This is a genomic window from Arthrobacter cavernae (genome assembly GCF_017368795.1).
In the GTDB taxonomy this organism is placed as follows: domain Bacteria; phylum Actinomycetota; class Actinomycetes; order Actinomycetales; family Micrococcaceae; genus Arthrobacter; species Arthrobacter cavernae.
Genome location: NZ_JAFNLL010000034.1, coordinates 38,576 through 51,687 on the forward strand (window position 1 = coordinate 38,576; position 13,112 = coordinate 51,687).

10 protein-coding genes and 1 tRNA gene are annotated in these 13,112 nt (G+C 66.7%); 6 read left to right on the forward strand and 5 right to left on the reverse strand.

What is annotated here, in order from left to right; translation table 11 throughout:
- Positions 1 to 21: 21 nt before the first annotated feature.
- Together J1902_RS13965 and J1902_RS13970 are read left to right on the forward strand one after the other, a co-directional pair.
- Entirely contained in the window at positions 22 to 948 is a 927-nt protein-coding gene (locus J1902_RS13965; RefSeq protein WP_207616923.1) for an alpha-E domain-containing protein, read from the forward strand.
- On the forward strand, positions 945 to 1,796 hold the full coding sequence (locus tag J1902_RS13970; RefSeq protein WP_207616924.1) for a transglutaminase family protein: 852 nt from the start codon (positions 945 to 947) through the stop codon (positions 1,794 to 1,796). Before J1902_RS13965 ends, J1902_RS13970 begins: the two co-directional genes overlap by 4 nt.
- Before the next feature lie 6 nt (positions 1,797 to 1,802).
- Here the strand turns inward: J1902_RS13970 and J1902_RS13975 are convergent, their stop codons facing one another.
- Both J1902_RS13975 and glgC read right to left on the reverse strand, forming a co-directional pair.
- The gene (locus tag J1902_RS13975; RefSeq protein ID WP_207616925.1) at positions 1,803 to 3,254 is read right to left on the reverse strand and encodes an SDR family NAD(P)-dependent oxidoreductase; all 1,452 of its coding nucleotides are present in this window, start codon (positions 3,252 to 3,254) and stop codon (positions 1,803 to 1,805) included.
- Positions 3,255 to 3,341: 87 nt separating this feature from the next.
- On the reverse strand, positions 3,342 to 4,778 hold the full coding sequence (gene glgC / locus J1902_RS13980) for a glucose-1-phosphate adenylyltransferase (RefSeq protein WP_207616926.1): 1,437 nt from the start codon (positions 4,776 to 4,778) through the stop codon (positions 3,342 to 3,344).
- A 98-nt stretch (positions 4,779 to 4,876) separates the two neighbouring features.
- Here glgC and glgA point away from each other — a divergent pair, with 98 nt between their 5' ends.
- Entirely contained in the window at positions 4,877 to 6,091 is a 1,215-nt protein-coding gene (gene glgA / locus J1902_RS13985) for a glycogen synthase (protein ID WP_207616927.1), read from the forward strand.
- Between the two features lie 156 nt (positions 6,092 to 6,247).
- Here glgA and J1902_RS13990 read toward each other — a convergent pair whose 3' ends face one another.
- Positions 6,248 to 8,344 (reverse strand): acyl-CoA dehydrogenase family protein, encoded by a 2,097-nt coding sequence (locus J1902_RS13990; RefSeq protein WP_207616928.1) that lies wholly within the window; start codon positions 8,342 to 8,344, stop codon positions 6,248 to 6,250.
- A 35-nt stretch (positions 8,345 to 8,379) separates the two neighbouring features.
- Positions 8,380 to 9,087, reverse strand: coding sequence for a TetR/AcrR family transcriptional regulator (locus tag J1902_RS13995; RefSeq protein ID WP_372434534.1), 708 nt, complete (start codon positions 9,085 to 9,087; stop codon positions 8,380 to 8,382).
- 67 nt (positions 9,088 to 9,154) lie between these two features.
- Between J1902_RS13995 and J1902_RS14000 the strand changes: the two genes are divergently transcribed.
- Genes J1902_RS14000 through J1902_RS14010 form a run of 3 tightly spaced genes read left to right on the forward strand, consistent with a single transcriptional unit; the run spans position 9,155 to position 12,764 of the window.
- Positions 9,155 to 10,507: an acetyl-CoA C-acetyltransferase gene (locus tag J1902_RS14000; protein ID WP_207616930.1), complete on the forward strand. Its 1,353-nt coding sequence runs from the start codon at positions 9,155 to 9,157 to the stop codon at positions 10,505 to 10,507.
- Positions 10,508 to 10,515: 8 nt separating this feature from the next.
- Positions 10,516 to 11,856 (forward strand): 3-oxoacyl-ACP reductase, encoded by a 1,341-nt coding sequence (locus J1902_RS14005; protein WP_207616931.1) that lies wholly within the window; start codon positions 10,516 to 10,518, stop codon positions 11,854 to 11,856.
- Entirely contained in the window at positions 11,853 to 12,764 is a 912-nt protein-coding gene (locus tag J1902_RS14010; protein WP_207616932.1) for a MaoC/PaaZ C-terminal domain-containing protein, read from the forward strand. Before J1902_RS14005 ends, J1902_RS14010 begins: the two co-directional genes overlap by 4 nt.
- A gap of 124 nt (positions 12,765 to 12,888) precedes the next feature.
- On the opposite strand, the gene J1902_RS14015 is transcribed toward J1902_RS14010, so the two are convergent.
- A tRNA-Leu gene (locus J1902_RS14015) sits at positions 12,889 to 12,971 on the reverse strand.
- Between the last annotated feature and the right edge of the window lie 141 nt (positions 12,972 to 13,112).

Here is a 13,112-nt window from a genome sequence, read left to right on the forward strand (position 1 = left end):
ACGCGAAGGAGGCACAGTCCCATGCTGAGCCGTATTGCTGAATCACTTTTCTGGATTGGGCGCTACGTGGAACGGGCCGATGGCACCGCCCGGATCCTCGACGTCCACCTGGAACGGCTTAACCACCTGCCCCTGGAAGAACAGCGCAGCGTGGCGCGCGCGCTCCTTGCCGTGATGGGGGCCAGGCCGCAGAGCGAGGACTTCGGGCTGCCGGAACTTCTCCACTCACTCGCCTACGACAAACAGAGCGCATCGTCCATCGCAGGCGCACTCAGTGCTGCGCGGGAAAACGCCCGCCGGGCCCGCGAGACGGTGTCCTCGTCGATGTGGGAGGGCCTGAACACCACGTACTACGGGCTGAACCAGCACCGCAAGGATGTTGTGGGCACCTACCGTTTCTGCAACTGGGTCCTGGAACGGACCGCCATGGTGCGCGGCCTGGCCGACTCCACCGTGAGCCACGACGAAAGCTGGCTCTTCCTGGTCCTGGGCCGTTCCCTGGAACGGGCCGACATGACGGCCCGGATGCTGTCCACCCGGGACGTCCAGTCCGCCGGCATGTCCTGGGTGAACATGCTGCGCTGCGCGGGCGCCTACGAGTCCTTCCTGCGGACGCGCCGGGCCGCCTTCGGTGACCAGCACGCTGCCGAATTCCTGCTGCTGGACAGGTTGTTCCCGCGCTCCATCGTGTTCGCCCTCCGCGACGCCGATGAATGCCTCGCCAAGCTGGACCCCTCGGCCCAGCGCGTCGGCTTCATCAACGATGCCCGGCGCATTGTGGGCCAGGCTCGCACCTTCCTCGAGTTCCACCGCACGGACGACCTCATGTCAGAGCTCCCTGAACACATGGAACGTGTGCAGAAAGCCGTGACGCAGGCGTCCGACGCGATTTCCCGTAAGTACTTCAATCAGGCGGATGAGCATGCCTGGGTGGGAGAAGTTTCATGACCCGTCTGAGCATCGTGCACAAGACTGCCTACAAATACAACCGCCGCGTGACCCTGTCGTACAACGAGGCACGCATGACTCCTTTGACGGATCCGCAGCAGGTGGTGCTGGAATCCTCCCTCAAGGTGTCGCCGTCGCACGCCTCCGTCAGCACCTACCGGGACTATTGGGGCACCCGCGTGACGGCTTTTGACATGCAGGTGCCGCACGAACGCCTCGAGGTCGTGGCAACCGCCACGGTGGAGGTCCACCGCACCGAGCGGGTGGCCACTGAGGACGACATCGTCGGCTGGGACGTCATCGGCTCCGAGGTGACCCGCGACGAATTCAGCGACTGGCTGCCGCAGTCCCGGCTTAGCGGACCCGGCGAGGAAGTCTTGGCAATCGTTCCGGGCGTGGTGGCCGGCAAGAATCCGCACGAGGCCGCGATGGCCATCTTCGAATGGATGCGCGGCGAAATGACCTACATGAAGGGCACCACGGGCGTCACCACCAACGCCGAGGAAGCCTGGAACCAGCGCCAAGGCGTGTGCCAGGACCTGGCTCATCTGGCCATCGGAGCCCTGCGCAGCTGCGGGATTCCCGCACGCTACGTCTCGGGCTACATCCACCCGCGATCCTCCGCGGCCATCGGCGAAGCCGTCGCAGGGCAGTCGCATGCCTGGCTGGAATGGTGGGACGGGGAATGGCGCAGCTGGGACCCCACCAACCACAAGCCGGCCGGCGACTTCCACGTGACCGTGGCCCGCGGGCGCGACTACCGGGACGTGCCCCCGCTGAAGGGTGTGCTGTCCGGCGGCGGAGGCTCAGCCCTCGCGGTCACCGTGGAGATCACCCGCCTGGCGTAGTCCTGCCTACCACGGCGAGGGCTTGTAGTCCTTGAGGAAGACGCCGTACTGGTCCTCGCCGTTTTCGCCCATGACGATGGGGTCGTACACGCGTGCCGCCCCGTCCACGAGGTCCAGCGGCGCATGGAAGCCTTCTTCCATGAGCCGGACCTTGGTGTAGTGCGGGCGCTCGTCAGTGATCCAGCCGGTGTCGACGGCGGTCATGAGTATGCCGTCGGCGTCCAGCATTTCTTGGGCGCTCGTGCGGGTCATCATGTTCAAGGCGGCCTTGGCCATGTTGGTGTGCGGGTGGCCCGGGCCCTTGTAGGCCCGGGAAAACTGCCCCTCCATGGCGGAAACGTTCACGATGTACTTGCGGCGTGCCGTCGAACGCTTCATGGCGCCGCGGAGCCGGCTGACCAGCAGGAACGGGGCCGTGACGTTGCACAGCTGGACCTCAAGCATTTCGAGCGGATCCACCTCGTCCACTACCTGCGTCCAGCTGTTGATGGCGGCCAAGTCCGGAACCAGGCCGCCGGCGTCGATCGCGGTGCCGGCGGCGATGCGCTCCAGTGATGCCGAACCGGTCGACAACGCCAGCGAGGTGATGGCGTCACCGGCCAGGACCGGATGTTCGGTCACGCTGCTGGCCAGGGCCAAGGGGTGCTTGTCGTGGGCGTGGCCGAACGTCACCAGTTCCGGTCCGCCGTTGGCAGGCAGGAGCTCGGCGGGGAGGGGTTCGTCCTCGGCGTCGACCAGCGGCTTGTAAGCGTTGCCGGAACGCCGGACGGTCTGGGCCGCGTTGTTGATGATGATGTCCAGCGGGCCGGCCTCGTTCAGGGAGTCCGTCAGCGCCATGACCTGGGACGGGTCGCGGAGGTCGATGCCAACGATCCGCAGCCGGTGCAGCCATTCCGCGCTGTCTTCCATGGCAGCGAAGCGGCGTGCCGCATCCTTGGGGAACCTGGTGGTGATGGTGGTGTGGGCGCCGTCCCTGAGGAGGCGGAGGGCAATGTACATGCCGATCTTGGCCCGGCCGCCCGTCAGCAGTGCCCGGCGTCCGCTCAGATCCGTGCGGGCATCGCGCTTGCTGTGGCTGAAGGCGGCACATTCCGGGCAGAGCTGGTGGTAGAAGGCGTCAACCTGCGTGTAGTGCTGCTTGCAGATGTAGCAGGGGCGTGAGCGGATCAGGTGGCCCGCGACTTCGCCCGTTGCCGAGGTGGCCAGCTTGTTGCCGCGGGTTTCGTCGTCGATCCGGTCCGGGGCGGCGGTAGCTGTCAGAGCGATGACAGCGCGGTCGGCCTCGGCGATCAGATCGCGCTTGGTGACGCGCCGGTGCCGTTTGACGGCCTTGAACATCTTGCCGGTGGCACGGCGGACCGCAACGTAGTCCGGGTGCTCCTCGTCGTAGACGTGGATCGTGGTCAGAACCTTGAGGCAGGCCTGGATCTCTTCAGGCGTCAGATCGGTGGAGCTCATTGACCCGATTTTACAGCCTTGGAGGCCCATGGCCTGCCTCGAGGTTCCGCGACAGTATTCGGTGGTGCTGGTTCCTGGACCTGGTGCCTAGACCTGGGCGGATACGCGCGGGCCGGCGGCCGGTGTCACACCGGCCGCCGGGGCCACGCTGACAGCCGCTGCCTGGATGCCGGCAATCTTTTCCGCGGAGTCGCGGATGTCCGGGTGGTTTTCCGTGGCGGCCCGGACGGCCTCCGGGAGACTGTGCCGGTAGCCGGCGGACAGGGCGAGTTCGGCGGCGTCCGGCTCGGGGACATGCTGCCCCTTGGCCAGGACGGTGATGCCGGACTCCGTGACCTTGAAGCCGCGCGCGCGGTCCAGTTCCAGATCGAGCCCGATGGCCGCGCCAGCCGGGATCTTCACGTTCTTGTCGATGATGGCGCGCTTAATCACGGCACCTTCGCCCACCCGGACCTTGTCCATGATCACGGAATCCTGGACGCGGCTGCCGGTGCCGATGTACACATCGTTGGACAGTACGGAGCCCTCTACGATGCCGCCTGAGACCACCACGCCGCTGGCGACGATCGAGTCCAGGGCCGTTCCCACGGCGTTGCCTTCGCCGCGGACGAACTTGGCCGGGGCCGAAATGCTCTGCCGCGTGTAGATGGGCCATTCCGTGTTGTAGAGGTTGAAGACAGGCACGGGCGAAATGAGGTCCATGTGCGCGTCATAGAAGGAGTCGATGGTGCCGACGTCGCGCCAGTACGTCCGGTCGCGGTCCGTGGCACCCGGAATGTCGTTGAGGGTGAAATCGTAGACCCCGGCTTCGCCCTTGGCCACGAAGTAGGGGATGATGTCGCCGCCCATGTCGTGCCTGGTGTCGAGGCGTTCGGCGTCGACGCGGAGCGCGTCCACCAGGGCATCGGCATTGAAGACGTAGTTGCCCATGGAAGCAAGGAACTGGGCGGGATCCGCTTCCAGGCCTGCCGTGCTGGCAGGCTTCTCGACGAAGGCGGCAATCTTCCGGGGATCGTTCGGATCGACTTCGATCACGCCGAACTGGTTTGCCATGGACAGGGGCTGGCGCACCGCGGCAACCGTTGCCTTGGCGCCGCTTGCCACGTGCTGCTCCACCATCTGCTCGAAGTCCATGCGGTAGACATGGTCCGCGCCAACCACCACAACGATGTCGGGGTCGGCGTCGTGGATCAGGTTAAGTGACTGGTAGATGGCATTGGCACTGCCGAGGAACCAGCTCTTGCCCACCCGCTGCTGTGCGGGGACAGAAGCCACGTACCTGCCCAGCTGTGTGGACATGCGCCAGGTCTCCGAGATGTGCCGGTCAAGGCTGTGCGACTTGTACTGCGTCAGCACCACGATCTGCAGATAGCGGCTGTTGACCAGATTCGATAATGCAAAGTCAATGAGTCGATAGCCCCCGGCAAACGGGACGGCCGGCTTTGCCCGGTCCGCAGTGAGGGGCATGAGGCGGTTGCCTTCGCCGCCTGCCAGTACGATTGCCAATACTTTCTTTAACGCCATGGTGGTCGCTCCCCGTACGTCTTTGTGCCCCCAAAAGTCCGATTTTCCGAACTCTTTCACACTAGAACACATACGCGGGAACGACTACGTTGGGTACCGTGCGAATAGACATTGTGACTAAAGAATTCCCTCCCGAAATTTATGGCGGTGCCGGCGTCCACGTAGCCGAGCTCAGTCGCGTGCTCGCCCAGCACGTCGATCTACACGTCCGGGCCTTCGGCGCGCCCCGCGATCCCGGCTTCCACGGGGCCAGCGTGACGTCATATGCGACGCCGGATGACCTGGGCAACGCCAATGCCGCCGTCCAGACGCTGGGCGTCGACCTTCGGATTGTTCCCGACATTGCGGGGGCCGACGTCGTTCACTCGCACACCTGGTACGCGAACATGGCAGGGCACCTGGCCTCGCTACTGCATGGGATCCCGCATGTGCTCAGCGCCCACAGCCTGGAGCCCCTGCGTCCGTGGAAGGCCGAGCAGCTCGGTGGCGGCTACGCCCTGTCCTCGTGGGTGGAGAAGACCGCATATGAGGCCGCGGCGGCCATCATTGCTGTCTCGGACGGCATGCGCAAGGACATCCTGCGGAGCTACCCCAACGTGGATCCTGCCAAGGTGCGCGTGGTCCACAACGGCATCGACGTCGGCCTGTGGCAGCGCGATGAGGGAGACGATGCAATCCGGGCCCTGGGCATCGACCCGGCCAGGCCCAGCGTGGTCTTCGTCGGCCGGAACACCCGGCAGAAGGGCGTTCCCTACCTCCTCAAAGCAGCCGCGAGCCTCCCGGCCCACGTCCAGCTGGTCCTGTGCCTCGGCGCGGCCGACACCCCCGAACTCGCCGCGGAAACGGCACGGCTCATCGGGGAACTGCAAAGCCAGCGCGACGGCGTGGTGCTCATCGAGCGCATGCTGCCCCGCCATGAGCTCATCCAGGTGCTCAGCCACGCCACGGCCTTCGCCTGCCCCTCCATCTACGAGCCCCTGGGAATCGTGAACCTCGAGGCCATGGCCTGCGGCGCGGCGGTGGTTGCCAGCGCAACGGGCGGCATCCCCGAGGTCGTCCGGCACGGCGAGACCGGCCTGCTGGTGGAGCTGGAGCAGGTCACGGACGGTACCGGCACCCCGCTGAACCCGGACAAGTTCGTGGCCGACTTCGCGGCAGCCCTCAACGAGGTCGTCGCCGATCCTGCGCGGGCCCGCCTGATGGGGGCCGCCGGTCGCCAGCGCGCCGAGGAGCACTTCTCCTGGGAATCCATCACGGAAACCACCCTTGAGGTCTACCGCTCGGTGCTCGCCTCCGCTCCGGCAGTTCCCTAAGCAGGTAAGCTGCCAGAACTGCAATCGCAGGACAGTAACGCAGGACAGCAACGCAGGGCAGCAAACGACGACGGCGCCGTCCCCTCAGCGGGGAGCGGCGCCGTCGTCGTCCATCAAGGTTTCCGCAAGTGTTCACCAACGGGACATCGCTGCGTGTTAGCGGCTTCTGGGGCCCTTCAGGGCGAGCAGCGTCTTCTCATCGGCAGGGGCGCTTCCGTTGGCGCGGAGGGTCTGGAAGTAGCCGCGGGCCTCATCCTGGCGCGTGGCTTCAGCGCCGGAGGCGATTGCTGCCCGCAGGTGCTCGGGGCCGTAGCCGAAGGCGTCCACCAGGTCCAGTGCATGCGGCCGGATCTTGGCGAGTAGCCGGTTGATGTAGGTGCCCGCGGTGCGGCCGCGCTGCATGGAGAGGCGCCCGTTCATGAGGTACCAGGACAGGTGCTTCTCGATCAGGGAGAGCCCGAAGAGATCGCGCAGCCAGGTGAGGACCTGCTTGGTGCCGGAGTCGGTGACCTTGCCCAGGGCCTCGGTGAAGGCCTCCCACTGCAGGAGTTCGGCGTGGGCCTGGGCGGCGTCGATCAGTTCGTCCTGGTGCTGGTTGAACAGTGCTGCGGCCTGGTGCTGCGGGAGCTTGTTGGCGCCCTTGAGCGCCGAGCCCACCTCGGCCACCATGGACTGCACGCGGTCGGTCAGGAGCGTGCGCTGCCCTTCCTCGTCGCGCAGCGCCAGGGCCGCCTTCTGGACTGATCCGGTGTCGGCAACGAATTGGGCAACTTGCCGCAGGCCGGTGCGGTTCAGGGCAACGTCGGCCGCCTGCTCCACCACGTAGCGGGCCAGGACGCCGAAGTCCGCGTTGCGGAATTCCTTGGCGTAGTCGGCCAGCAGGCGCTTGGCCACGAGCTGGAGCAGGACCGTGTTGTCGCCTTCGAAAGTGGCGTAGACGTCCAGGTCGGCGCGTAGGGAGGCGAAGCGGTTCTCGATCAGGAACCCGGCACCGCCGCAGGCCTCACGGCATTCCTGCAGCGTGTCGAGCGCGTGCCAGGTGCTCAGCGGCTTCAGCGCAGCGGCGAGTGTTTCCAGGTCCTGGCGGTCGGCGTCGGTGTCGTGCGCGCCGGAGAAGACGTCGTCGAACTTCTGCAGCAGCTGGTCATGGGCGAAGCCCGCAGCATAGGTGGTGGCCAGCCGGGTGAAGAGGCGGCGCTGGTGGCGCTGGTAGTCCAGCAGGACTTCCTCGTCCGTGGAGGAGGAGGCGTTGAACTGGCGGCGCTCGGTGGCGTACTGGATGGCCGTCTTGAGGGCCAGCTTGCTGGCGGCGACGGCTGCGCCGTCCAGCGAGACGCGTCCCTGGACCAGTGTGCCGAGCATCGTGAAGAAGCGGCGGCCCGGGCTTTCGATGCTGGACGAGTACGTGCCGTCAGGGGCAACGTTGCCGTAGCGGTTGAGCAGGTGCGTGCGTGGGACCCGGACGCCGGTGAAGTGCAGCCGGCCGTTGTCGATCCCGTTCAGGCCGCCCTTGATGCCGTCGTCCTCTCCGCCGATGCCCGGAAGGAAGGCTTTCGTGTCGGGGTCGCGCAGTTCGACGTAGAACGCGTGCACGCCGTGGTTGACGTTCTTGGTGATCAGCTGGGCGAACACCACCGCGGCCAGGCCGTCCTTGGCGGCATTGCCGATGTAGTCCTTCCAAGCCGCACGGAAGGGGGTGTTGATGACGAATTCCTGCCTGGCTTCGTCATAGCTGGCAGTGGTTGCGATGCTTGCCACGTCCGAGCCGTGGCCGGTCTCGGTCATGGCGAAGCAGCCGGGGATGTCCAGGTTCATGATGCCCGGGAGCCACTTGTCGTGGTGTTCCTGTGTGCCCAGGTGCATGACGGCGGAACCGAAGAGGCCCCACTGCACGCCTGCCTTGATCTGCAGAGAAGGATCGGCCGTGACCAGTTCCTCGAAGCCGGCGATGTTGCCGCCGTGGTCGTCGGAGCCACCCAGCCGCGTGGGGAAGGCCCGGTGGACGGCGTTGTTGTCGACAAGGTACTTGAGCTGGCTGAACACGCGCTCACGGTGTTCCGTGTGCGTGAGCCCTTCGATCTTGTGGACCTCGGGTCGGCCTGCCAGTTCCCGGGCCGTGCGGCGGATGACCGCCCACTGGCCCAGCAGGAGTTCGCCCAGGGCCGCGACGTCGACGGCGGGCTGGACGGTTTCGAGGTCTTCCGGAGAAGCCGCCGGGGCGGCGGCAGTGGTGCGGTCAGCTACTTCAGTCATGGTGATTCCTTCTTTGGTTCCGAACAACTGATGGGTCATTGCTGGTTCTGGGTGTTGGCCTTGAGTTCCGGTGCGATTCCCACGCACAGCCAGTCGGTGATCCGGCCGGCCATGGCGGCCTGGTCCGGTTTGGCGGGCGAGGCAGGGGAGCCGAGCCACATTTCGCCGGCGTTGCGCACCAAGCCGATGGCCGCCGCCGGCCAGTAGTCGATCAGTGCTTCCTTCTCGGCGCCGATGTGCTCGCGCATGGGGCGCGCGATCATCGCCGTGATCTGTTCGAAGAAGTTGCCGAGCGCGCCCGAGGCAGCAATCGCATCCTGCGCCGAGGCCTCCCCGGGAGTCAGCCGCGTCACGAACGCATAAACGTTGGGGCTGGATTCGGCCATCTGCAGGTATGCCGACACCATGGCGAACAGTCCTTCACGCGGGGACTCGGCGGACTGTGCCGCTTCCCGCATGCGCCGCTGCATTTGCTCCAGGACCACTTCGCCCATGGCCTGCTGGAGCCCGGCCTTGTCGCCGAAGTAGCGGTAGTACACGGACTTCGAGGTGCCGGCGGCGGTGGCGATGTCCTCCATGGAAGCGTCGCTGCCCAGTGCGTGGACGGCCCTGCGGGCGGCCTTGATGAGTTCCCGGCGCCGTTCTTCGCGGTGGTTCTGCCAGCGCGCCGCACGGCCGTCGACGGCGGGAGCACCGGCGTCGACGAGGGCACCGGCGGGAGCTGAAGATTCTGCCTGGGACATGTTCACGATACCCAGCGTATCAGGTACGCTGGGTATCAGTAACCCGTTGTGATCAAAGGAGATAGTCATGGCTGCAGCACAAGAGTCCGCAACCGGGCCCCAGGAAACCACCAGCGCAGTTCCCGGCGTGCGCAAGGCCGTGGTGGTCGGCGGCAACCGCATCCCGTTCGCCCGCACCGGCGGCGCCTACACCAAGTCCTCCAACCAGGACATGCTGACGGCCGCGCTTGACGGGCTGATTGCCCGCTTCGGGCTCCAGGAAGAGCGCATCGGGGAGATCGCCGCAGGCGCCGTGCTGAAGCACTCGCGCGACTTCAACCTCACGCGTGAAGCTGTGCTCGGCTCCGCCCTCTCCGCAGAGACCCCCGCCTACGACCTCCAGCAGGCCTGCGCCACAGGACTTGAGACCGTCCTGGGGCTGGCCAACAAGATCAAGCTCGGCCAGATCGACTCGGCGATTGCCGGCGGTGTCGACTCGGCATCCGACGCCCCCATCGCCGTCAGCGAGGGCCTCCGGGAAATCCTGCTGGACCTCAACCGCGCCAAGACCACCACGCAGAAGCTGCGCATTCTCGCCCGGATCCGCCCCAAGGACCTCGCCCCGGACGCCCCCAACACGGGGGAGCCCCGGACCGGCCTGTCCATGGGGGAGCATCAGGCACTCACCACGGCCCAGTGGAAAATTAGCCGTGAAGCCCAGGACGAACTCGCCTACAACAGCCACCACAACTTGGCGGCCGCTTATGAGAGCGGCTTCTTCGACGACCTCATCACCCCCTACCGGGGACTGGGCCGCGACTCGAATCTCCGCGCCGACACCACCCTCGAGAAACTGGCCACCCTGAAGCCGGTCTTCGGCAGGAACCTCGGCTCCGAGGCAACCATGACGGCCGGAAACTCCACGCCCCTCACCGATGGCGCCTCCACGGTGCTGCTGGCCAGCGAAGAGTGGGCCGATGCCCGGGGTCTGCCCAAGCTGGCCACCGTGCTGGACGGCGAGGCGGCCGCCGTCGATTTCGTCCACGGCAAGGACGGCCTGCTCATGGCCCCGGCCTTCGCCGTGCCCCGGCTCCTGGCCCGCAACGGGCTGGGCTTCGAGGACATCGACTTTTTCGAAATCCACGAGGCCTTCGCCGGCACCGTGCTCAGCACCCTGGCTGCGTGGGAAGACGAGGACTTCGGCCGGACACGCCTTGGCCTGGATGGCGCCCTCGGCAAGATCGATCGCGCCAAACTCAACGTCAATGGGTCCTCGCTGGCTGCGGGGCACCCGTTCGCGGCCACCGGCGGCCGGATCGTTGCCTCGCTCGCCAAGATGCTGCACGAAAAGGGGCAGGTGGGCGGCCGCCCGGCACGCGGCCTCATCTCCATCTGCGCCGCGGGCGGCCAGGGCGTTGTCGCCATCATGGAAGCCCACTAGGAGGAACCGTGACCGACAAATACACACAATTCGTCAGCCAGGGCCTCGGCAGGGACATCGCCAAGAAGCTTGGCCTGCCCCAGCCCGTCGCGCTCCGCCGCCACAAACCGGGCGATCCGCTGCTTACCGGCCCCGTCCTGGTGCAGGGCGAGGGCATCGGCGCGGACGAGCTCGCCGCCGCGCTTCTGGCCTGGGGCCTGGACGTGCGCCGCAACGCACTCCCCAAGGAAAAGCTGGGCGCAATCGTCCTGGTGCTCGACGCCGTCGAGCACCCTGACGACCTCGGCAAGCCCGTTCTCACCGCGGGCGCGTCCCTGCGCGACCTCGCCCCGAACGCCCGCCTCGTCACGGTTTCCCGCACGGCATCCTCGGCCGCTACTCCTGCGGTTGCGGCGGCGCGGCAGGGGGTCGACGGCCTGCTGCGCTCCGTAGCCAAGGAACTGCGGGCCGGTGCCACGGCCAACGGCATCGTCCTTGCCGACGGCGTGGAGCCCACCAGCCCCTCGGCGCTCGGTGCCCTGCGTTTCTTCCTGTCCGGCCGCTCGGCCTTCGTGGACGGCCAGTTCCTGACTGTCACCTCCGCTGGGGGAGCGCTGCCCGACGACGCCGAGAAGCCGCTCGCGGGCAAGGTCGCCGTCGTCACGGGTGCGGCCCGCGGCATCGGTGCAGCCATAGCCCGGACCCTGTACCGCGACGGCGCCAAGCTCGTGGTGGTGGATATCCCCGCCGCCGGCGACCATCTGGCGGAGATCGCGAACGAAGTCCACGGCACGGCCCTGCAGTTGGACATCAGCCGCACCAACGCCGGGCAGCGGATCATCGAGCATGCCATGGAACGCCACGGCCGCCTGGACATCGTGATCCACAACGCCGGCATCACCCGGGACCGCCTGCTGGCCAATATGGACGAAGGCCGCTGGAACTCGGTGATGGCAGTGAACATCGCCTCGCAGCTGCGGATCAACGAGGCATTGCTGGCGTCCGGCCGTTTCAACGAAAAGCCCCGGATTGTTTCGCTCGCGTCCACCAGCGGCATCGCGGGCAACCGGGGGCAGAGCAACTATGCTGCGTCCAAGGGAGGCGTGATCGGGATGGTCCGTGCCACGGCGCCGCTGCTTGCCGCCGGGGGCGGTTCGATCAACGCCGTCGCGCCCGGTTTTATCGAAACCGAAATGACGGCACGCATCCCCTTCGCCACCCGCGAGATCGCCCGCCGGCTCAACTCCCTCCAGCAGGGCGGCCAGCCCGGCGACGTTGCGGAAGCCATTGCCTTCCTGGCCAGCGATGCTGCCGGGGGTATCTCCGGCCAGGTGCTGAGGGTGTGCGGGCAGAACCTGGTGGGGGCATGAACAAGGCGCAGCCCGTCATCTTCGGCGAACTGCCGTCGCTGTCCAAGCTGTACGTCAACGCCGCAGCCATGGCAGCCCGGCGCCGCATGCTGGGATCCGCCGCCGGGACCTCCCTCCCGGCGGAGAGCCACGAAGTCCGGGGAGTGCTGGCCGACGTCGGGAAGCTGACCAGCTACCAGCACCTGGTGGGGGAGAAGGCCAGCGATCTGCTGCCGGCCGGCTTCATCCATGCACTGGCGTTCCCCGTAGCGATGAGCGTCATGAACCGGGACGATTTTCCGCTGCCGCTGCTGGGCATGATCCACCTCCGCAACCACGTGGTGCAGCATTCGCTGGTGCCCTTCACTGAATCGCTGGACATCCGTTCCTGGGCGGAGGAACTGCGCGGCCACCGTGCCGGGACCCAGCTGGATATCGTTGCCGAAGTTCGCAGCCACGGGAACGGCGCCCTGCTCTGGCGCGGTGTTTCCACCTACCTGTCCAAAGGCGTCTTCCTGCCAGGCATTGACAAGCCGACGGCGCCGTCCGTGCCTTCGGATTTCACGGCACCGGATCCCACCGCGATCTGGCAGCTGGGGCTGGATGCCGGACGCAGCTATGCTGCCGTCTCCGGCGACTTCAACCCCATCCACCTGAGCGTCCTGTCCGCCAAGGCGCTGGGACTGCGGCGTTCCATCGCCCATGGCATGTACCTGGCGTCCCGGGCGCTCGCCGACGTCGGCGCCGTGAAAACGGAATCCTTCACCTGGGAGGTCGCCTTCGAGGCGCCCGTGTTCCTTCCCGCCCGGGTGGCGCTGGGCATCGGCACCACGCAGTCCGGCGACGGTGCCTGGGAGCGATCCGACTACGTCGCGTGGAATCCCCACAGTGGCCGCCGGCATTTCAGCGGGAGCGTGGCCGCGCTGTAGGGGCCACGCCATCCAGACGTGGGATCTCGACTCTTTCGCGGGCGCAAAGGGTCGAGATCCCATCTCTCGATTCCCGCCAAAACAAGCAGGGCCCGGAATCCATGGATTCCGGGCCCTGCATTTGTGCGCGGAGGGGGACTTGAACCCCCACCCCCTTTCGAGGACTAGCACCTCAAGCTAGCGCGTCTGCCATTCCGCCACCCGCGCAGGTGGTATTCGGAGCGTTCGCTCTGCGCCTTCCGGCGCTTCTCTTTCCTCCGAAGCAGCGAGAAAAACTCTAACACGGATTCCGGCCATGAAAAAATCGGTGCTGGTCAGGGCCCTGTTGCCCGTATTTCCGCGCCGGGA